This is a genomic window from uncultured Brachyspira sp., from assembly GCF_944390845.1.
GTDB classification, from domain to species: domain Bacteria; phylum Spirochaetota; class Brachyspiria; order Brachyspirales; family Brachyspiraceae; genus Brachyspira; species Brachyspira pulli.
Window position 1 is genome coordinate 1 of record NZ_CALXRM010000044.1, and the last position, 21,471, is coordinate 21,471.

The following is a 21,471-nucleotide window of genomic DNA, read 5'->3' on the forward strand; positions in this document are numbered from 1 at the left end:
TTTAAATTATGATACACCTATGTTATACTTTAAAAAACTAAGGAATACTTAATGCAATATGTCTGGCTCCTGTGCATCAAACTCAATTTATAAATGTCTATATTCATTTGAGATTTTAATTTTTCTAAATCACTGTCTATATTTTTATCATCTCTTTCATATAAAGCAAAAAGTGAAGAACCAGAACCGCTCATTGATACTTTTCTATTTAATATATTTTCTGCTTGTATTTTTATAGATTCTATTTTATTTTCCAAATTAAATACATTTTTTTCAAATATATTATATGTATGAGAAACTATACTTTTAAAATCAATATTTTTATTATCAAGCATATTTTTTATGGCAAATATATCTGATTTATTAAAATCTTCTTTTACAAATTTTGAATAAGCCAATTTTGTAGAAACATGAATATTAGGAAAAATTAAGATTATATCATAAGGCAAAGTAAAATCATAATTGATTATTTTTTCACCTATTCCGGAAACCCAAGCACAGCCTCCTTTTATAAAGAAAGGAATATCAGCACCGAATTTTGAAAAGGATTCTATCAAATTATTATCAGCCTTAATATTTAATTCATTTAAAAAAAACTTAATAACATTAGCAGCATCTGAAGAACCTCCTCCAAGTCCTGCACCTGTAGGTATGTTTTTTTCTATATGTATATTATAATTATCTTTAAGTCCCATGTCATTTTTGAAATATTTAAATATTTTTGTTACTATATTATCCTCGCTTTCATCTTTCAAAGCAAATTTACCTGAAGTTGATATTTTATATTCATCTGATTTTTCAATATTTATAATATCATATAAATTAACTGTATGAAATAAAGATTCAATCAAATGATATCCGTCTTCCCTTTTTGAAGTTATATCAAGAGAAAGATTTATTTTGCATGGGGCTTTTATCGTATACATATTTATTTTTCCTTATTTATAAAAAAAATATTAAGTAGTTATTTTTATTTTAGTATATTTAATATTTTTTGTAAATATCACTATTATTTTTAACTATTAATATTTTTTATATAAAATAAATAATATATACCTAAACAATTATATTTTGTCAGAAATAAATTTATATTTTCTTTTTTATATCTGGGGCTTTGCCCCAGACCCCAGTTCTTTTACGACCGAAGGAAGTACTGTAAGTATTGGTATAAAAGAACCTATATCCTCGATAAACTCGGATACGCTTCGCGAAGAACTGCATTTTTATAGGTTATACTCTATATTTAATAGGAATGTTTTTAATATAAAGTTTTAGCAATTGCGTTTTTCGCTCTGCGTGCCGTAGGCAGCAACTTTTTTGTGCGACAAAAAAAGTTGATAATTCTATATAAAGTGCATCGGTTGACAAACTTAAAACTTCTTAGTATATAAAACAAATAATATATTCACTGTTTTTTATTATTACTAACGATAAACTAGCTTAAAAACAGCTGACAACTTTATTTGTTAGTTATCATCTGCTCGTTTATTGCTTTAACTTATAAATATAAAAAGTTAAGCAAAGCACACAACATTGAAAGCTGTACAGAGTTGAAAATCAATTTATTTTATAATTACAGTTTGAGACTTCACAAAGAATAGTTTGTCGCAATTATCAAATATAACAAAATCATTATTTTAAGGGCAATTTATCAATAGATTCTATTTTCCATTTATTTGAATCATTTACAACTCTTATATAATAATAAGTAGGCGAAAACTCTGAATTTCTAATAATATAATAACCTTTATAAGGACTTGTATTATCACCTATTGTATAATTAATAGTAACAGAGTATTCTCCATTTGAAGATGATATCAATTTCTTTACAGAATCATTATTATCTATTAAAATATCTTTAATATTTTCTATATTGTCTATATTAGAATTTTTTTCTATCCAATTTATATTATCTTTTAATATTTCATTTTTCATTTCATCATAAAAAACAAATAAAGATTTTTTCTTAGTACTATCCAAATCTTCTAAACAAGAAACAAATAGAAGCGATACAATCATTATTAATGCAATAAAATTTTTTTTCATTAAAAATCCTTAAATATTTAAAAAATTAATAGTAAGTAAATTCCATTTATCATTCAAATAAATAGCAACAAATTCAATAGAATTTTCAGATATCTCATTAAAAGAAGGATATTCAAATTGTGCTATTACAACATCTTTATATTTTTTATAAGTTATGCTGACATCATAATAACCGCCTTCTTTAGGCAAATAATTACAAAGAGCATCATCATTATTTGAAAATATTCTCTGATATAAAGCTCCCATATTTTTTATAGATTCTATAATATTAACTGGAGTAAGCTCATATATTAAAGACATTTCATTCAAAGTCTTAACAACATTTTCATCTAAATTCAAAACAAAATTAGAAGTAAATTCCAATGTATCCTTATTTGAAATCAATTTAGAAATATAATTTTCATACTCATAAATACTATATTCACTATTAGCCTCATACTCTTTTTTACAAGAAGTAAAAAGCATCAATGTCATAAAACAAAATATTATTAAAATATTTTTCATACTTTTTTCAACCTCATATATTGTATTAAAAACTCTGCAATATCATAAAGAGATAAAACCACATGCACAGCTTTATTTTCTATAACACTTCTAGGCATTCCAAATACAGTAGAACTTTCTCTATCCTGAGCTATACATAAATTTCCATGCTTGTATAACTTAATCATACCATCTGTACCGTCATTACCCATACCAGTCATAACAATAGCTACAGCTTTATTAACTAATACATTATCAATAGTTTCAAATAAATAATTAACACAAGGAGTATAAATAAATTTATGATCTGTATCCGGATAAAATTTAATTCTTATTTTTCCTTTAGAGTCCATATATACTCCCATATTTTTATCTCCAGGAGATATATAAACTATTGAAGGGGCTAATTCTTCATCAACAGTTGCTTCTTTAATCCTTATTTTACATATATCCTGCAAACTGGATATTAAAGATGAAGAAAATTCTTTAGGTATATGCTGCGATATAAGTATAGGAAGCGGAAAATCACTAGGCAAACTAGGAAGCATAATCCTCAAAGCTCTAGGACCTCCTGTAGATATTCCTATTGCCACCAACTTTGGAGGCTTTAAATCAAATTTAAGAATTTTAGATATGGCAGTTGCAACCTGTTTTTGATTAAAAGGTATTATTCTAACATTATCATCAAATTTATTAAGATATGTTTGTTCATTGTCATCAACTGTTGTTTTATTAGTATTTGAAGCCGCAGCAACAGGAGTTATAGGGGTACTGTTAAGAAAATTAAAATTATAATCTATATTAGATTCCGGTACATATTCTATATCATCTGATTGTTTTTTAGATATTTCTATTATCCTGCTAAGAATATTATCTTTAATAAATTCGGTTGTAATATTTCTAGTTTTTTGAATAAATTCCAGAACACCTAAATCAAAACCTCTCATAGATGCATCTTGATTATGTGCTAAAGAACTCATTATTAAAATATTAATCTTTATATTTTCCTTTTTTAATAGTTTTAAAATTTCTAAACCGCCCATCAAAGGAAGATCTGCATCCATAACAGCAAAATCGGGCTTAAGAGATACTATAGACTTATAGGCCTCTATACCATTATAAACTACTCCAACAACATTTATTCTATAGTAATTTGCCAAAATGTTATTAAGCAGTCCAGAAATATTTTTAGAATCTGTCGCTATAAGTACTCTAATAGCCCCTAACATACATTTCCTCTATTTATCATCTTTTTTCATTTTATTATTTTTCTTCATAACCTTACCTTTATCAAAAACTTTCTCATTTTCTTCAATAATTGTACTCAAAGTAGATGAAATATCTGATGTGTATTTAGTATCATCAAATATACTATAAGTCTTAGCAGGATCATCAGACATATAACTTTTATCAGAAAAAATATCTATTTTTTTATCAGCTTCTTTCTCCGCTTTAACTAAAGGCTTATTTACAGCAATAGCCTTATTTTCTGCTTTTATAGATTTTTGAGTTTCTTTAATTTGCTGATTATCATTTTTTTCAATAACATTTTTATCTATATTATTATTTTTAACATCTTTTTCAACTGTATTCTCTTTTTTAATTGTAATATCTTTTTGAACAGCATTATCTTTTTCTGATACTATATCTTTTTTAACTAATTCTTCTATATCATCTAAACTAGGTAAATCATTATTAGAATCATTGTTAATATATTCATCAACTTTTTTAGCTGAAGGAGCTGCCGGAGCAACTGGTACTGTTTCTAATGTTTTAGCAAAGAAGCGTTTTTTAATTATTTCTTTTAATTCAATTAAAGTTTTTGTAGTAGCAAAGAATAATAGTACACAAATTCCTATGAAACAAAGAGCAACAAACCATTCACCGAATTTAGTATATATTGTTGTAGCACTATTAAGAGCAACATTAGCCACCATATAATCAGGCTTCCAGAAAGGAAGTGTAGCTATGATTTTACCAGTACTTGATATATGTCCAGTAACGCCAGAATTACCATTATGAACTATATCGCGTCTATTTTCTATAGCCCTAAATATGGACATATAAAAATGCTGAAGTAAAGACTCATCGCTATATGACCAAGCATCTTCTGTTATAACAGCTAAAGTTTGTGCCCCATCATATACAAATTTTCTAACAAAATCACCAAATGCACTTTCAAAACATATAATACCTGAAAAAGTATAACCATTAGGGTGATTAAATACTGTAATACTTTTACCCCTATCCCATCTATTGGCACCTGCTTTATCAAATTGGGCATACATGAAATTTATTATATTTTTAAAAGGGAATGTATTGAGTAAGAATTCATTATCTTGAAAAGGATATGATTCTCCGCCCGGTACAAGTTTAATCTTAGAATATTCACCTATTACATTACCCCTATCATTAATAAATTCCATACCATTATAATACTTATAAGGATTATAAGCATCTTTATTAGTATCTTCTTTTATAATTGTGGTTCCTAATAAATGATAAGTTTGAGTATATCTAATCATATCGTATAAAAGATAAGTGTTATATACTCCAGGATACATGGAATTTGAAGCTAGTCCATAATCAAAAATTTCTTTATATTCGGATATATAAAAGCCATAAGAATCCAATGTAACAGATTCAGGATATACTATCAAAGAAGGTTTAGAAAGTGCTGCATCTCTTGCCAAATTAGCAACACGTTTTACAGATACAGTACCATTTTGTGTTACTCCGTCTGGTTTTTCTTCATTGACAAATTTCTCAGGCTTCAAAAGGAACTTTTCAGCAAAACCCTGTATACCTTTAGAATTTTTTCTATAAGGCTCACCGGTATAAATATTATTCCAGTATATATTTGGATCAAAAGACTTCTGTATCAAAGCTATTTTAGTTTTAGGCTGCAACACTCTTTTTGATTCTTCTACATTAATCCTTATAGCACCATATACCATTATAACTGCAAATGATACTACAAATACTAAAGCTGGTATATAAGCTTTCTTACTTTTTTTCTTAGTATCATTCTTTTCTACAAATAATACTAGGTAATGAGCTATAACAGCATTAGAAAAATACACAAAGAAACTAATACCTAATACGCCAAATATATCTGCTGATTGTATAAATAAAGAGAAATTCCACTGTGAATATCCTATAATTCCCCAAGGGAAACCAAGATATCCTACATTTCTCATATATTCCATAAATGTAAATACAAGCGGTATAGCTAAAAATCTAAACTGAGGTAATTTCTTGGATAAAAATCCGCTTAAAAGCATAGCTGGGAAATAAAATAAGAATATTATTAAAAACAGTATAGTAAATAATGTCAGAAAAGAAACTATAGCCTCTGTTTCCTTAAGCATAAAGGAAGTTACCCACATAAGCAGGTAGCCAAAAAATAGAAATACAAATATAGATGCTGCTATTATATAATATCTAATTTTATCTGATTTATATATAATAATATTAAGCGGAACAAAAGCTATAAAAGAAATAGGAAATAAATTTAATGGTGGAAAAGCCAAAGATAAAAGTATAGCACTAATAATACTTAATATGATTACCCCAACGGTATATGAATTACTTTTTGACACTTATAATTTTTCCTATATTCCATTTATATTATTTATTATAAAGAATAATAATGTTATAAATCTTAAATATAAAGCAAATTTATTGATTACCTTCTTTTTTCTTTAAAGCTTCCTTGATTTCATTTACAAATTTCTTATCTTGGAAACCGATATGCTCTAAAAGCCAATCTTTTAAGAATTTAATAAATTTATTTGCTACGAATGGCTGACCTTCTTCATATTTCCTGATTTGATCAACTATTTCTAAATAAAAACTCTTATGCATAGCCTTATGGTTTTCAGCATCAGAATAATTAATAAGATCCATTATTTTTTCTTCTGTTTTGAAATGATATTGAGTATAATCAATACATTTTTTAATAGCTTTAATGAAGGCCTCATTGGTATTGGCACTATTATCAACTGTAGACATATAAAGCTCATTAACTATATTAACTAATTCCTTATGCTGACTGTCTATCAGTTTATGTCTAGTTTCATACAAAGGCACCCACTTAATAAATACAGTACTATCTTGTTGTTCATTATTATTGTTATTATCCATATTATAAACTCCAATTATATTTTTAACTATACACTATATAATTTTATAAAAAAAAAACAAAAAATCTATACTGTAAATCAAAACACTATTATAAAATATATCTGCTAATATCTCTATTATCCTCTATATCCTTCATAGCATCTTTAATATTATCGGCATTAATCTTAATAAATTCACCCTTATGTTCATCAGCAGTAAATGAAATTTCCTCAAAAACTTTTTCCATAATAGTATAAAGTCTTCTTGCTCCTATATTCTCAACATTAGTGTTGATATTATAAGCCATATCTGCTATTGCCTCTAAAGCAGCATCTTCAAACTCTATAGTTACTCCTTCTGTTTTAAGGAGTTCCTGATATTGTTTAGTTATAGCATTTTTAGGATTTACAAGAATATCTTTAAAATCTTCTTTAGATAAAGCTTTTAATTCCACTCTTATAGGGAATCTTCCCTGAAGCTCTGGAATCAAATCAGAAGGTTTATTAATATGGAATGCACCTGCCGCAATAAACAATATATGATCTGTTTTTATAGGACCATATCTTGTATTAACTGTTGTTCCTTCAACTATTGGAAGCAAATCTCTCTGTACGCCATGTCTTGCAACATCAGCACTGTCTGTTTTATTGCCGCTGGCTATTTTATCTATCTCATCTAAAAATATTATACCCATATTTTCAGTAAGGCTCAAAGCATCTGAAGTGATTTTATCCATATCTATAAGAGATTCTGAAGCCTCATTTATAAGATATTTTTTAGCTTCTTTTACTCTTAAACGTTTATGTTTCTTATTAGGAGGCATAATACTTCCAACCATAGATTGAATCATATCACTTTCTTCAAATCCCATGCCTGGAATTATACCAAACATTCTATTGCCGCCGCCTGTTATCTTTAATTCAACATAACTTTCATCAAAATCACCATTAGCTATGCGTTTTTTCATCTGTTCTTTGGCATTTTTCTTCTTTTCCATTTCTTCACTGGAAATATTTGCCTCATCTTCTTTTTTTACAGATGGAAGTAAAAGTTTTGCCAATTTATCCAAAGCTATTTCAGTAGCTTCTTTTTCTACTTCTTTCATCATAGCTGTTTTTAAATCGAATATAGCAACATTGACTAAATCTCTTACCATACTCTCAACATCGCGTCCTACATATCCTACTTCTGTATATTTAGTAGCTTCTACTTTGATGAAAGGAGCATTTACTAATTTTGCTAATCTTCTAGCTATTTCTGTCTTACCAACTCCAGTAGGCCCTATAAGAATAATATTTTTTGGAGCCACTTCATCTTTTAATTCTTCTGGTAAATGACGTCTTCTATATCTATTTCTTAAAGCTATAGCAACTGAACGCTTAGCCTCTGTTTGACCTATTATATATTGATCTAATGATTCTACTATTCTTCTAGGTGTAAGTTCACTTTCTAATTTCACATCAAATGACATATTTATTCTATAACCTCCAAAGAAATATTGCTATTAGTGTATATACATATTTGTGAAGCTATTTCAAGTGCCTTTCTTGCTATTTCTTTAGCTGAAAGATCTGTATTTTCACATAATGCCATAGCAGCTGCTTTAGCATACTGCCCACCGCTACCTATAGCTAATATATTATTCTCACTTTCTATAACATCTCCATTACCTGAAAGTAAAAGCATTTTATCTTTACTGGCAACTATAATAAGAGCCTGTAAATTTCTAAGCATCTTATCTGTTCTCCATTCACGTGCAAGTTCAACAGCAGCTCTAGTTAAATCACCAGAAAACTCCTGTAATCTTTTTTCAAATTTTTCAAATAATGTAAAAGCATCAGCAGTAGAACCTGCAAAACCTGATATAACTTTACCGCCGTATAATTTTCTTAATTTTACTGCATTAGGCTTCATTACTGTTTCACCTAATGTTACCTGTCCATCTCCTGCTATTGCAGTAACGCCATTTCTGCATACTGCACATATTGTAGTGCCTTTAAACATATTCTTCATTCCTCTCAATTAATATATTATCTTACATTGTATTATATATTTGTTTCTAATGCAAATTTATTATACATATTTTTTTATGATTACCAATAAAATTTATTTTATAAAATTCACAATAACAAAATAATTTACTATATTTATAATAAAATATCAAAAAAATCATAAATAAGTATTATATGTACAATTAGTTTCATATATGATTCATTATCTACAAAATCACTTATATAACAGAATTTATTTATAAATATAAAAAATAAAGGCTTGAAATTCACAAATAAATTCCAAGCCTATATATCAAATTAAATAATTATTATTTAAACTTATTCCTAAATTCATCACGTTTCTTTTTGAAAGGTATCCACCAAGCTAAAGTATCAATTAATTTATCAATTTTATTGTTAAATTTATTATCTATACTATTAACTTTATTATTTACATTAGTAAGATTCTTATTTACATCATTAACCCTATTATTTATATTAGTAAGATTCTTATTTACATCATCAACATTATTCTTATTATTAGAATTGATATCTTTTTTTAATTCTTCAATAGTATTAAGTAAATATTCCATCATTAACTCTGGATATTTTTTTCTATAATTTAAAACATACTTTTTAGCTTCTTTTTCATTTTTATACTTATTACATCTATCATTTGAAGAACATCCGCATTGCAATATATTACATTTTACATATTCAGATAATTTATATAAATCTATATCTTCATCTTCATATATATTACCTACAATAGGAAATTGCCTACACACTGCTCCTTTATATGATCCATTTGATTCTATTCTTAATAAATTTTCACCTCCGCAGCAATAAAAACCTTGAAATTGTTTTAAATTATTCCTCAATGCCAAATTATGATTTATACTTATATTTTCAGTTAAATCATTGGTTTTCTTAGTAAAATATGAACAAGGAAATAACATATGTCTTTTTTGAAAAGGAACCGCATTCGATTTTACATTATATATAGTTTTTCTGGCACTATCAATCCAAGTAAAAAAATCTTTATCATATCTGCTGTCTATTCTAGAAAAATCAGGAGGTTCTCTAAGCTCTGTAATACCAAAATTAAAAAAATATTCTTTTTTCATCTCAATAAGTTCATCAAAAAAATTATATATTTTTTCTTTGTAATCAGGATGAAGCATAAAATTAACATTAATAGTATATTTATATTTATTAAAAAGTTTTATTAATTCTTTTATATGATTTAAATCTGCATATTCAAAATGTACAGAAAAATTCATTGAAAATTCATTATTACCAACATAAGATAATAATTTATCAAAATAATCAATACTTTTACTAGCATTGCTTATCAAAAGTATTGAAATTTTAGCATCAAAAGAATATATATATTTTACTAATTCTAAAAAATCAGGATGATAAGTTACCTCTCCGCCTAGTAGAGTAAAACTATAATATTCTTTCTTTATTCTAAAAATTTTATCAACAGCTTTCTTTAATTTTTCAATAGAGGTAAAATCATTCTTCAAAATATCCTGCCCAAAACAATAAGAACATTTATAATTACACCCATATAATATTTGCCAATTTATTTCTAAATAATTGTAATTATCAACTTTAGAACCATGATATACAATATCTTCCATTTTTAATTCATTGACTTTATCATCATAATTAATTATTGGCATATAGAAATCTCCCTATAATCTTATAAAATTCTCCAAAGAAAGGAGAATAGAGTAATAATAATTTTTTTATAGACTACTGTAGACTGTAGACTGTAGACTGTAGACTGTAGACTGTAGACTGTAGACTGTAGACTGTAGACTGTCTATTTAATATGATGTCATTATTAGAATACATATTTAATATTATAACATAATCAATATTTTTGTCAAATAAAATATTGTATTATAATATACATTAAGTTATTATATTAATTTAGTTAGAAACAATTAAATTAATATAAAAATAAAGGCTTGAAATTATATAAAAAATTCCAAGCCTATTCTAATCACACAATTATAATAAATAAAAAATTAATTACCACCATTTCTTATTTAAATCTGGTCTTTTCTTATATTCCGGAAGTATTAATTCTTTACTGTCTGTATTCTTATCAATATTTTCATCTGTATTTTTATCATTATTTTCTGGTATATACTTAGAATCGCCTCTCAAATAACTAGCTATATTATCATAGCCATTATCTGAAGCTAAATCAGCAGCTGTATAACCTTCACTGTCTTTTAATGTTTTATCAGCATTACATTTTTCTACTAATGCCATAACACTGTCTATATTACCATAAGCAGCAGCATAATGTAAAGCTGTATCTCCTGTTGAATCTTTCATATTAACATCAGCATTACCTTCATTTACTAATGTTACTAAAGCATCAACATTATTCTCTAAAGCAGCATAGTGTATAGGATACATATTTTCATTATTTGCCATATTTACGCTAGATTTATCTGAAGCAACTATATTTTTTATAACTTCAGCACCAGCATACATTGAAGCATAATGTAAAGGTGTATTTCCATCTGTATTTTGTATTTTTGTATCAGCGCCATATTTCAAAAGAACATTTACTGTAGAAGGCTTATCTTTCATAGCTGCCCAATGTAATGGTGTGTCATTTCCGTTATTATCTGTTTCATTTACTAAAGTTTTATCTTTTTCTAATAATAATATCACGGCATCATCATTTCCATTAGCTGAAGCAACATGTATAGGCATAGCACCATCTATATCATCTCTAGCTCTTATATTACAATCAGCATTGATAAGTGCATACATTATATCTGCATTTCCTATATAAGAAGCAACTATTAAAGGAGTAGCTCCGCCTAAATACCAATTATCTAAAGTAGCTTCATAAGGAAGTCTTATTTCTTTATCTATATCTTTATAAGCAAGCAATGCCTCTACTGAATCCAAACTATTGTTAATAACGGCTAAATGTAAAGGAGAATATCCGTTTTCATCTACAAAATTAGGATTAACACCTTCTTTCATTAAAGTATTTACTGCTATTATATCATTATTTTTTATAGCTACTAAAAGTTCAAGCTGTTTAACATCTAATTCTGTATTATTAACATATTGAGTTGGACCTTCTTCTGTTGTAGATTCATCTGTAACAACTTCTTCTTCTGACATTGTTTCTTCATCTGTTTGCTCAGCATCATTATCAGCTACTGCCATTTCCTCGTCTGAAGTTTCTTCGTTTAGAGTTTCTTCATCTGTAGTACCTTCACCTTCTGCCACAGCAACATTTCCTGTTAAATAGTTTTTTACATCATCGCGTCTAGCATAATATACAGGCTCATTTCCATCTTTAGTTTTACTTGTCTTATCAGCTCCTAATTCTACAAGTGTTTGAACGGTTTGAAGTGAAGAGAAAGCAGCAGCATAATGTAAAGGTGTCCAACCGTCAGCATCTTGTGATTCTATGTCAGCTCCATTTTCCATTAATAATTTAACAGTTTCTGGTCTATCTTTCATAGCTGCCCAATGTAATGGAGTATTTCCTCTATTATCTACATCATTTATTGTAGTTGGATCTTTTTCTAAAAGTATTTTTACTACTTCATTATTTCCATTAGCTGATGCCATATGTATAGCCATACTGCCGTCTACATCATCTTTTGCTTTGATATCTGCATTATTATCAAGCAAAACTGTAACTATATCTGAAGCTCCTATATATGAAGCTAATATTAAAGGAGTAGCTCCTCCTAAATACCAGCCGTCTATACTAACTTTTATATCCAATTTAGAATTAATATCTATATTTTCATTTTGTAAAAGTATATTTACTGTATCTAAATCTCTATTATAAATAGCTCTATGTAAAGGAGTATATCCTTCTGCATCTAACACATTTATATCTATATCCATAGAATTAGAAATGATAGTCGATACATTATCTGCATTTTTTTCATTAATAGCATTAAATAAATCTGTTTCACCAGCAGTCAATGCGAATATAGAACAACTAAAAGTTAAGAAAATGGCTAATAATTTGATATGTTTCACTTTTTATACTCCAATCTTAGAAAATAAGTAATAATTATAAGTATATTAGATAATAAATAAATATCAAGTACAATAAAAAAAATTTATACATCAAAAAAATTTACCTTAAATATAACATTTTAGATATATTCAAAAATATTAATATTAATTTGTATTTTTTGGCTTTACATTTAAATAAAAACCATTTTACGCACGCTTAACAGCACAAAAATAAAAAACTATTAATAATTCAAAACTAAATCCTTCAAAAAAACATCTCAACGTGCGGTGATATAAATTCTAACTCTAATCCAAACTTGGGCGGGTAATGCTTTTTCAAATTTAGTTTTAAATATAATTTTAATCAATAATTTGAAATTGCATAAAAAAGAAAAAGGGCGGGATTTTTTATTAAATTTCTTAGAAAATTAATTACAAATGCCCACCCTATTACTTTATTAGTTTTATGCAATATTATAATACATAATTCCTTTAATATCTAAATAAAAAATATAACACCCCCCTAATTTTTTAACTTTATAATTTTTACAACCGCACGTTTAATAATACAAAAATAAAAAAATATCAATAATAAAAAAAATTAAATTATTAAACAAAATTCTCTCAACGTGCGGCAGCATAAATTATTAATTATAAAAAAGCATAAAAACTTGAAATAAAAAATATTTATGATAAAATGCTTTTCACAAATAAGGAATGAGGTCTCCTTAGATTATTTTTCTATTAAATAATCAAACCGCTTAATATTTCAATAAGATATAAAAGCTGATGACTTCTGCAAATTTTATGATTTTTATAAACTTAAATTATAATCAATAAAAAACTATAATTTAAGTACTTATGAATTTGCAGATAGTAGTTTTTATATTTTCTAAAATCTCTGATTCATAATAAAAAATCAAATACAATTAAAAAAGGATTTACTTTTATGCTTCTTAGTTTGGCATTAATATTTTTATGCGGAATGATTTTAGGAAAAATATTTTCTCTTTTAAAACTTCCTTCGCTTTTAGGACTTATTATAACAGGAATCATACTTGGGCCATATTGTTTAAATCTATTAGATAATTCAATACTTTCAATATCAGCAGATTTAAGAGAACTAGCACTAATTATAATACTAACACGTGCTGGACTTAATCTTGATATAGAAGATTTAAAAAAAGTAGGACGTCCTGCAATATTAATGTGCTTTGTTCCTGCAAGTTTTGAAATAATAGGAATGGTTCTAATAGCTCCTAAACTATTTGATATCACTTTACTTGAAGCTGCTTTAATGGGATCTGTAGTTGCTGCTGTTTCTCCTGCAGTGCTTGTTCCTAAAATGTTAAAACTTATGGAAGAAAAATACGGTACTAATAAAAGCATACCTCAATTATTAATGGCTGGTGCTTCAGTTGATGATATTTTTGTAATAGTATTATTCGCTTCTTTTACTTCACTCGTTAAAGGAGGAACTGTTTCTGCACTTGACTTTGTAAAAATACCAACCTCTATTATCTTTGGACTTTTAGCAGGAATATTGATTGCATTTATATTGGCAAAATTCTTTACAAGGTTTCATATAAGAGACAGTGCCAAAGTGGTTATAATATTGAGCATATCATTTATACTTATAACAATAGAAAATTCCATTTCAAAATTATTCGGAGGCATTATAGGTTTTTCAGGGCTATTGGCTGTTATGAGTACAGGGGCATATTTAAAAAGCAAAAAAGCAGAGCTAGCAAAAAGACTATCATTAAAATATTCAAAACTTTGGGTAGCTGCTGAAATTATGCTTTTTGTATTAGTAGGTGCCGCTGTAAATATAAATTATGCTTTAAATACTGGACTTACAGGTATTATTTTGATATTCGGAGCTTTAATATTTAGAATGTTAGGAGTGCTTGTTTCATTAATAAAAACTAGACTAAACAAAAAAGAAAGAATATTTTCTATGATAGCATATTGTCCTAAAGCAACAGTGCAGGCTGCTATAGGTTCAATTCCTTTATCATTAGGTTTTGCATCAGGCGAAATCATACTCACAATAGCGGTGCTTGCTATATTAATAACTGCACCTTTAGGAGCTTTCGGAATAGAATTTTTCTATAAAAGATTATTAGAACATGAACAAAATATATAATAGTCTAATATAATAACTGATTACTTTCTAATACTAAATATATTTTAATCATATTTAGTATTAGAAAATTTATTTACACACCCCGCCCTTTATTCTTTATTAATAAATTTTGATTTTTTATATTAATCATCTTTATAACTTAATCAGATTTTTTAGCACCCACCCAAGTGTTGATTAAATTTAGAATTTATTTAACGCACGGTGAATCAAATTCATAATATAAAAAATATTGTATTTCAAATAAATTTATATTTTTAGCTTCATTCTACGTGCGATGAATACATAACAAAGTTAAAAAAATCCTGGGTGGGCAGTTAAAATAACTGTTTCACTTTTTAAAGAAAATAATACAGAAATATCAATAAAAATAATAAAGATAAAGGGCGGGCAGATGTAATGAAATTCACAAACTTAATTCCCGCCCCGTATTTTTTATGAATAAATTTTATATATTATTATTTTTATTCTTTAGCAACAATTTTCAAATAATTAAGGAAATTCATATCCTCACAAATAGTTTTTCCATCATCATCAGATAATTTAGCAACAGGCTTACCATTAACACTTTGAAGCTTCATAACTATATTTAAAGGCTTAGCAACAGGTTCAAAATCATTAGTAATATAAGTACCTATTCCAAATGTTACTTTTGCTTCATCTTTAAATTCTTTATATATTACATAAGCCTTGTCAAAATTAAGACTATCGCTGAAAAGTAGAGTTTTTGTTTTAGGATCTACTCTAAGACTTTTATAATGATTTATAACTTTATAACCCCAAGTAATAGGATCTCCGGAATCATGTCTTATTCCATCATAAAGTTTAGCAAAATATAAATCAAAATCTTTTAAGAATTTATCAGTTCCTAATGTATCGGATAATGCTATACCTAAATCTCCTCTGTATTCATTAACCCAAGATTGAAGCATAAATTTCTGACTCTCAGCAAGTCTAACCTTATCTAAAGCCTGACCAATTTGATAATATTCATGGGCATTCGTTCCAACAGCAAGCAAATCATACTTCTTAGCAAAATAAACATTGCTTGTTCCAACTAAACAAGAAGCAGGCAATTTTTTCTTTAGTATATCAACAACCTTATCCTGCCATTTAAAAGAAAATCTTCTTCTAGTACCAAATTCTGAAAGCTTAAATCCATTATCTTCTTTATGCATTGGAATTAATTTTTCATCTATCTTTTTTATCAAATTAATTTCAGCCTGTTCATAAGCTTTTTTTCCATCATCATCTTTACAAACTGTATATGTATAGTAAATTTCACTAATCATAGCAAGAATTGGAATTTCCCAAAGAATTGTCTGATACCAAGGACCTTCTATTTCTACAGTTAATTTATTATTATCAAATAAAGCTTTTATATGCTCTTCTAATGGTCTGTATAATTTTAAAAATTCTATATAATCTTTTTTTATGAATCTTAAAGAAGATAAATATTCAAGTTCTTCTTTCTGAAAAGTCAAATTACAAAAATATTTTATCTGCTTCAAAAACTCCTCATGCATATCGGAAGTCCATTCTAAAATATTTCTGCTCTTGAATACATAACGCACCCAAACATCTGAAAACTGCCTTAAAGCACATTGCTGCATGGTGAATTTATATAAATCAGTATCTAATAAGCTAGTAATTATAGGTTCCATAAATAATCTCTCCTCTATTTCTTATTCAATTTGTCAAAAGTTTTAGATATTTGATAGAGTCTATATATTCCCGAGACAAACCCAATAAATATTCCTACTATAGTAAATAATGGCTTACTTTGAAAATATTTATCAACATAATGTCCCACAAATGCCAAACCTAGAACCATACTTCCAAATTCAACACCAAGTGCTGCATACTTTATGCCATTTTTCAAATTTTTATTCTCTATCTTCATATTTTACAGTAGTAAATAATAAAGGATTAACATAAGAAGACGCTATTTTTAATTCATATTCAAAAATACCTGTTTTAGCGTTTCCGATTATTTCACCTTTTTTAACAGTCATTTTTTCAGAAACTAAAGAAGTAGCTAAACCTGTATATTTAGTAACAACACCAAATCTATGATATATAGTAATGGTAAATCCAGTATCTTTATCATAAGAAACATCATTTACAGTACCTGAAGCAGTAGCCCTTATTAAAGTTCCAGCAATAGTTTCAAATCCTACACCTTTTGATACTATAGAACCTTTTTGATAAGGCATAGATATAACAGCATATCTTGAATCTATAGGAAGTATTGAAGGTATAGGCTCTAAAGCATTATTCTTTGAAGTGATATTAGCTTTTAATTCATCTAAATATAATCTTAACTTTTCTAGTTCCTCTGCTCTTGAATTAAGAAGCAAAATATTATCTATATAATTATTAGTAGAAAGCTTCATAGCCTCATCATCTATTTTTAATAGATTAACCATATTTGACATATCATTTCTATAATAATCATTAGTAGCTACAGAATTAAAAATATTTTCCAATAAGTTTATTTCAGCTAATTTATCCTGATAACTTCCGCTTAACACTTCAGTTTTACTTGCAAGTACAGTATTTTTTGTAAGAAAAGAAAAAGTAGAAAGCAAAGCACCAATTATTATTAATACAATAAAAATTAATGCATAAACTGGTATTGATAAAGTTTTTGTTTTCTTTTTAGAATGCGGTATAAACATAAAATAGATTCTATGAGTGAAGAATCTAATTATTTTTCTAAAAAACAAATAAATTGCAGAAGGTTTTTTATTAATATATTTAACTTTATTTTTTCTTTTATGCATAATCCAATTACTACCTAATTTGAAAACTATTTTAACAAAATATTAATATTTAATCAATATAAATAACCGTTTAATAGTTTATTTTGTAGTATATACATCAACCAAAGCTTCATACATTTGGTAAGCTAATTCTTTTACAGCTTTATTACTTCCAAACTGCCATTCATGTATAAATCCTGCTTCAATCAAAACAGAAGGCACATCTTTTTTTATTTCTTGTTTATTATAAGCATTTTCAAAAGCATCGCCTATAACAATAAGGCCTCTTAAAGATATTCCTTCTTTAATCAATTCTTCTTTATCATAAAATTTCCATACTGTATTAGGAAGAACTCTGTCATGCCCTATCACAGGAGAAATATTATATTTTTCCTGCATGCGTTCAGATAACTTATAAGCAACCTGCATAGAAGCTGGAAATTCTCTATTGTATGGACTCACTATAACATGGAAACCTGAAGTTTTAGCTCTTCTTTTTATATAAGGCATATAATCAAAATGTATACTTAAAAGCAAATCAAAATTATTATCTATAGCATAGTGTCTTATAGCATACATCTCTAATGTTTGATATCTTGTTAAATTTCCAGTTCTCTCTTCACCTTTAACTTTTGTATTATATATACCCAAAAGTTCGGCATAATTATTAGTCATATATTCTTTAATAGGTCTGCTGTAATAAGCACCATCTCTGCTTAAAAAATATTCAAATCTTTCATCTTCAGAAAGTATTTTTGCTAATTCTCTAGCAACTCTCAAATTCATATAATACTCATAACCCAAATATCCCAATGCTCCTTTAGTAGCAGCATTATGTCCAGGATCTATAAGTATTCTAACTTTTCTATTTTCTATTATATCACTAAATTTTTCACTTGAAGAAGGAATTTTATTAACTTCACTTTCTCTTATTATATTCTCAGACACCCTCATATTTGCTGTAACTATAAGAGATGAAAAAGAAACAATTATTAAAACGATAATAACTACTGAAAAAATTATAAAACGATTCTTGCTGTTCATAGTAACTATATTATCGTAAAGAATGATATTAAATTAAAGTTAGACTAAATAAAATTTTTTTTATTTAAAATTAATAATTTATAAATAAAATTTTTTTTATTTAAAATTAATAATTTATAAATAAAATTTTCATAAGTAATTATTAAAGATTTATTATTTTTACATATAGAAAACATTTATAAATTTATCACTTATATAATAAGAACTGATTTATATAAGAATGTAAAATTAATTATTTTTTACTTTTTTCTTTGGGCGATTCAGCAACTACATCAGCTACAGAATCAACAATCTCTGTAACTCTAACACCGAAACATTCATCTATTACAACTACTTCACCTCTAGCTATTAATTTGCCATTAACAAGCAAATCTACAGGTTCGCCAGCTAGTTTTTGAAGCTCTATAATTGAACCTTCTCCAAGACTTAATATCTCTTTAATACTTAAACGTGCTCTTCCTAATTCTACTGTGACAGTGATAGTCACATCCATAAGTAAACCGATATTACCTGAAGGTATATTATTTTTATTTTCTACTTTATCACTCATTTATTATACTTCTTAAATATTATATCTTTTGATTATATTATATATGTTTATAATATAATTTCAATTGAGTTATTAAAAAAAATTTTATTGATAATTTAAAATAAAAAAGCGAGGAATTAAATATTCCCCGCTTTTATTTATAGCTAATTTTTAGTTTAATTATCTAGGTTTATTAGTAAGTCTGTCCATAGGGTTAATAATATCAGTAACACGAACACCGAAGTTTTCATCTATTACCACAACCTCACCTTTAGCTATTAACTTGCCATTAACAAGCAAATCTACAGGTTCACCAGCTAATTTTTGAAGCTCTATGATAGAACCTTCACCAAGACCTAGTATATCTCTAATAGTCATTGTAGCTCTACCAAGTTCTACAGTCATGTTCATGGTTACATCCATAAGCAAGCCGATGTTTCCAGTTCCTTGTACATCTGAAGCAGGCATTAAAGAATTAAATTCTGCATGCTGTACTCCTAATTGAGGACCTGAATCATAAGATTGATTATCAGAATGTCCAGACATAGAGTTATTAGAAGAAGCAGTATTACTACTTGTATTTGCACTTGCAGTAGGTGCTGCAGCTGTATTAGAAGCAGAACTTAAAAGGCTTTGTAATAAAGGAAGCTCCAAAGCAAATACATAAGGAGCGTTTTCCACTTCGCCTTCAATAGAAAGAGAACCGCTTACTATAGCCAAAGAACCAGGTATATTAATACTAAAAGCATCTTCCAATATAGAAGTTTCTATAGGAGAGTTAGTAAAGCTTCCGCCGAATCTGGAACTTAAAGCACTGTCAGAAACTCCAACCATTTGTGAGAAAGCTTCTTTTAATACTTGAGCTACCATATCATTTAAAGCAGCTTCTTTTTGTCCCATCATAAGAGAAGCAACTATTAAAGCCTCATTTTCTCCCATGAAATAATATACATTTCCATTGATAGAACCAGTATAACCTACTTTAGCCTCTATCATTTTACCAGATAACATTTGATGTAAATTATTTACATCACCTACTGTAGTAGTAATATTAGTAATGGATACAGTCTTAGTAGAAATAGAAGATAGTGAAAAAGCTTGATTTTCAGCTATCAACTTAGCAGCTTCATTAAAAAGTTGTTTATCTACAGTTCCGCCATTACTAGCTTTAGGAGCACTGTCTCCTCCAAAAGCTTCATCGGCACCTTTTAGCAAAGCTTCTATTTCGTCTTGAGATAATGCACCGTCACTCATCATAACCTTAATCCTCCTCTTTTAATAAATCGTCTTCGGTTATATCAGCCTCGCCATCCATAACACCTGTAAGCTGTACAGCCATTCTGCTACCTGATATACCAGGACGACATAAGAATTTCTTTCTGTTTCCTATCTTAAATATGACAGGATCTGTAATCTTCGTATCAGTAAATTTAACAACATCACCTTTCTGAAGATTGAGAATGTCTGATAGCGGTAATTGCATAGATCCAAGTTCCGCCGAAGTTTCAACAAATATATTTTGTAATTTTTCTTTAATAATTTTTAAATTTTCGCTAGTGCTTCCTCTTCTAATAGATGCATACCAATATTGAGCAGAAAATTTAGAAAGTATAGGCTCAATAGTAATATATGGTATACAAAAGTTCATCATACCTTCAACATCAGCTACTTTGGTTTCTAAAGTAATAAGTACAACCATGTCATTAGGGCTAACCATCTGAGCAAACTGAGGGTTAGTTTCTATAGAACCTAAACGTGGTCTTAAATCTATTACCTGAGACCAAGCCTCTCTTAAGTTACCAAGTATTCTTACTATAATACCTTCCATAACTGATAACTCAATATCTGTTAACTCTCTATTTAAGTTCTTAGGACTTTCACCAGGTCCCCCAAATAATCTATCAATAATAGTAAAAGTGATAGATGGGTCAATCTCTAATATAGAGCTACCTTTTAAAGGGTCCATACTAACAATAGCCAAAGTAGAAGGATTACTAACACTTCTTATAAACTCTTCATAAGTAAGCTGGTCTACGCTTGCTACGTGAATACCTACTAATGTTCTTAATTGTGCTGATAATGAAGTTGTAGTAACACGTGCGAAGTTTTCATGCATCATTTGAAGCGTTCTAATTTGGTCTTTTGAAAACTTATCAGGACGTTTGAAGTCATATATCTTTATTTTTCTATGTTCTACTTCTACACGCTTAGTATCAATATTATCTAAACTTTCTCCAGATGATATAGCACTTAGTAACGCATCTATTTCGCTTTGTGACAATACTTCTGTCATACAAGTATCCTTCTCTTATAAAT

18 protein-coding genes and 1 riboswitch are annotated in these 21,471 nt (G+C 27.5%); of the genes, 1 reads left to right on the forward strand and 17 read right to left on the reverse strand.

Going from position 1 to position 21,471, the window contains the following annotated elements; genetic code table 11:
* Nucleotides 1–29: 29 nt before the first annotated feature.
* The 10 genes from ispE to Q0K52_RS09575 all read right to left on the reverse strand — a co-directional run bounded on the left by ispE (nt 30) and on the right by Q0K52_RS09575 (nt 12,692).
* Nucleotides 30–926: a 4-(cytidine 5'-diphospho)-2-C-methyl-D-erythritol kinase gene (ispE, locus tag Q0K52_RS09530; protein ID WP_297298836.1), complete on the reverse strand. Its 897-nt coding sequence runs from the start codon at nt 924–926 to the stop codon at nt 30–32.
* 706 nt (nt 927–1,632) lie between these two features.
* Entirely contained in the window at nt 1,633–2,046 is a 414-nt protein-coding gene (locus Q0K52_RS09535) for a hypothetical protein (protein WP_297298838.1), read from the reverse strand.
* Nucleotides 2,047–2,055: 9 nt separating this feature from the next.
* On the reverse strand, nt 2,056–2,550 hold the full coding sequence (locus Q0K52_RS09540) for a hypothetical protein (protein WP_297298839.1): 495 nt from the start codon (nt 2,548–2,550) through the stop codon (nt 2,056–2,058).
* Nucleotides 2,547–3,758 (reverse strand): chemotaxis protein CheB, encoded by a 1,212-nt coding sequence (locus tag Q0K52_RS09545; protein WP_297298841.1) that lies wholly within the window; start codon nt 3,756–3,758, stop codon nt 2,547–2,549. Before Q0K52_RS09545 ends, Q0K52_RS09540 begins: the two co-directional genes overlap by 4 nt.
* A 9-nt stretch (nt 3,759–3,767) precedes the next feature.
* On the reverse strand, nt 3,768–6,131 hold the full coding sequence (lnt, locus tag Q0K52_RS09550; protein WP_297298843.1) for an apolipoprotein N-acyltransferase: 2,364 nt from the start codon (nt 6,129–6,131) through the stop codon (nt 3,768–3,770).
* Between the two features lie 79 nt (nt 6,132–6,210).
* Entirely contained in the window at nt 6,211–6,675 is a 465-nt protein-coding gene (locus Q0K52_RS09555; protein WP_297298844.1) for a bacteriohemerythrin, read from the reverse strand.
* A gap of 88 nt (nt 6,676–6,763) precedes the next feature.
* Complete coding sequence (gene hslU, locus Q0K52_RS09560; protein ID WP_297298846.1) at nt 6,764–8,125, reverse strand: ATP-dependent protease ATPase subunit HslU; 1,362 nt, start codon at nt 8,123–8,125, stop codon at nt 6,764–6,766.
* A gap of 2 nt (nt 8,126–8,127) precedes the next feature.
* Nucleotides 8,128–8,658: an ATP-dependent protease subunit HslV gene (hslV, locus tag Q0K52_RS09565; protein WP_297298848.1), complete on the reverse strand. Its 531-nt coding sequence runs from the start codon at nt 8,656–8,658 to the stop codon at nt 8,128–8,130.
* A 316-nt stretch (nt 8,659–8,974) separates the two neighbouring features.
* Nucleotides 8,975–10,336 (reverse strand): radical SAM protein, encoded by a 1,362-nt coding sequence (locus Q0K52_RS09570; protein WP_297298850.1) that lies wholly within the window; start codon nt 10,334–10,336, stop codon nt 8,975–8,977.
* Nucleotides 10,337–10,691: 355 nt separating this feature from the next.
* The gene (locus Q0K52_RS09575) at nt 10,692–12,692 is read right to left on the reverse strand and encodes an ankyrin repeat domain-containing protein (protein WP_297298851.1); all 2,001 of its coding nucleotides are present in this window, start codon (nt 12,690–12,692) and stop codon (nt 10,692–10,694) included.
* 683 nt (nt 12,693–13,375) lie between these two features.
* A riboswitch (Fluoride riboswitch) is annotated at nt 13,376–13,477 on the forward strand.
* A gap of 143 nt (nt 13,478–13,620) precedes the next feature.
* Between Q0K52_RS09575 and Q0K52_RS09580 the strand changes: the two genes are divergently transcribed.
* Nucleotides 13,621–14,820 (forward strand): cation:proton antiporter, encoded by a 1,200-nt coding sequence (locus Q0K52_RS09580; protein ID WP_297298853.1) that lies wholly within the window; start codon nt 13,621–13,623, stop codon nt 14,818–14,820.
* 461 nt (nt 14,821–15,281) lie between these two features.
* On the opposite strand, the gene pncB is transcribed toward Q0K52_RS09580, so the two are convergent.
* The 7 genes from pncB to fliM form a co-directional block, all read right to left on the reverse strand.
* Nucleotides 15,282–16,481: a nicotinate phosphoribosyltransferase gene (gene pncB, locus Q0K52_RS09585; protein WP_297298855.1), complete on the reverse strand. Its 1,200-nt coding sequence runs from the start codon at nt 16,479–16,481 to the stop codon at nt 15,282–15,284.
* A 14-nt stretch (nt 16,482–16,495) separates the two neighbouring features.
* The gene (locus tag Q0K52_RS09590) at nt 16,496–16,720 is read right to left on the reverse strand and encodes an AtpZ/AtpI family protein (protein WP_297298857.1); all 225 of its coding nucleotides are present in this window, start codon (nt 16,718–16,720) and stop codon (nt 16,496–16,498) included.
* On the reverse strand, nt 16,704–17,603 hold the full coding sequence (locus tag Q0K52_RS09595; RefSeq protein WP_297298858.1) for a M23 family metallopeptidase: 900 nt from the start codon (nt 17,601–17,603) through the stop codon (nt 16,704–16,706). Before Q0K52_RS09595 ends, Q0K52_RS09590 begins: the two co-directional genes overlap by 17 nt.
* Before the next feature lie 78 nt (nt 17,604–17,681).
* Nucleotides 17,682–18,626 (reverse strand): N-acetylmuramoyl-L-alanine amidase, encoded by a 945-nt coding sequence (locus Q0K52_RS09600; RefSeq protein WP_297298860.1) that lies wholly within the window; start codon nt 18,624–18,626, stop codon nt 17,682–17,684.
* Nucleotides 18,627–18,858: 232 nt separating this feature from the next.
* Nucleotides 18,859–19,176 carry a flagellar motor switch protein FliN gene (gene fliN, locus Q0K52_RS09605; RefSeq protein WP_297298862.1) on the reverse strand — a complete coding sequence of 106 codons (318 nt, stop codon included), beginning with the start codon at nt 19,174–19,176 and terminating at the stop codon, nt 18,859–18,861.
* Nucleotides 19,177–19,335: 159 nt separating this feature from the next.
* Nucleotides 19,336–20,412 carry a flagellar motor switch protein FliN gene (gene fliN, locus Q0K52_RS09610; RefSeq protein WP_297298864.1) on the reverse strand — a complete coding sequence of 359 codons (1,077 nt, stop codon included), beginning with the start codon at nt 20,410–20,412 and terminating at the stop codon, nt 19,336–19,338.
* A 4-nt stretch (nt 20,413–20,416) separates the two neighbouring features.
* Nucleotides 20,417–21,448, reverse strand: a complete 1,032-nt coding sequence (fliM, locus tag Q0K52_RS09615) for a flagellar motor switch protein FliM (protein ID WP_008722421.1) — start codon at nt 21,446–21,448, stop codon at nt 20,417–20,419.
* Nucleotides 21,449–21,471 lie beyond the last annotated feature (23 nt).

Excerpts from the sequence above, each read along its gene's own strand:
- fliN (WP_297298864.1), bottom strand. The coding sequence starts at position 20,412 with ATGATGAGTGACGGTGCATTATCTCAAGACGAAATAGAAGCTTTGCTA.
- fliM (WP_008722421.1), bottom strand. The coding sequence starts at position 21,448 with ATGACAGAAGTATTGTCACAAAGCGAAATAGATGCGTTACTAAGTGCT.
- pncB (WP_297298855.1), bottom strand. The coding sequence starts at position 16,481 with ATGGAACCTATAATTACTAGCTTATTAGATACTGATTTATATAAATTC.
- hslU (WP_297298846.1), bottom strand. The coding sequence starts at position 8,125 with ATGTCATTTGATGTGAAATTAGAAAGTGAACTTACACCTAGAAGAATA.
- Q0K52_RS09590 (WP_297298857.1), bottom strand. The coding sequence starts at position 16,720 with ATGAAGATAGAGAATAAAAATTTGAAAAATGGCATAAAGTATGCAGCA.
- fliN (WP_297298862.1), bottom strand. The coding sequence starts at position 19,176 with ATGAGTGATAAAGTAGAAAATAAAAATAATATACCTTCAGGTAATATC.
- hslV (WP_297298848.1), bottom strand. The coding sequence starts at position 8,658 with ATGTTTAAAGGCACTACAATATGTGCAGTATGCAGAAATGGCGTTACT.
- ispE (WP_297298836.1), bottom strand. The coding sequence starts at position 926 with ATGTATACGATAAAAGCCCCATGCAAAATAAATCTTTCTCTTGATATA.
- Q0K52_RS09580 (WP_297298853.1), top strand. The coding sequence starts at position 13,621 with ATGCTTCTTAGTTTGGCATTAATATTTTTATGCGGAATGATTTTAGGA.
- Q0K52_RS09555 (WP_297298844.1), bottom strand. The coding sequence starts at position 6,675 with ATGGATAATAACAATAATAATGAACAACAAGATAGTACTGTATTTATT.
- Q0K52_RS09540 (WP_297298839.1), bottom strand. The coding sequence starts at position 2,550 with ATGAAAAATATTTTAATAATATTTTGTTTTATGACATTGATGCTTTTT.
- Q0K52_RS09535 (WP_297298838.1), bottom strand. The coding sequence starts at position 2,046 with ATGAAAAAAAATTTTATTGCATTAATAATGATTGTATCGCTTCTATTT.
- Q0K52_RS09595 (WP_297298858.1), bottom strand. The coding sequence starts at position 17,603 with ATGCATAAAAGAAAAAATAAAGTTAAATATATTAATAAAAAACCTTCT.
- Q0K52_RS09545 (WP_297298841.1), bottom strand. The coding sequence starts at position 3,758 with ATGTTAGGGGCTATTAGAGTACTTATAGCGACAGATTCTAAAAATATT.
- Q0K52_RS09570 (WP_297298850.1), bottom strand. The coding sequence starts at position 10,336 with ATGCCAATAATTAATTATGATGATAAAGTCAATGAATTAAAAATGGAA.
- Q0K52_RS09600 (WP_297298860.1), bottom strand. The coding sequence starts at position 18,626 with ATGAACAGCAAGAATCGTTTTATAATTTTTTCAGTAGTTATTATCGTT.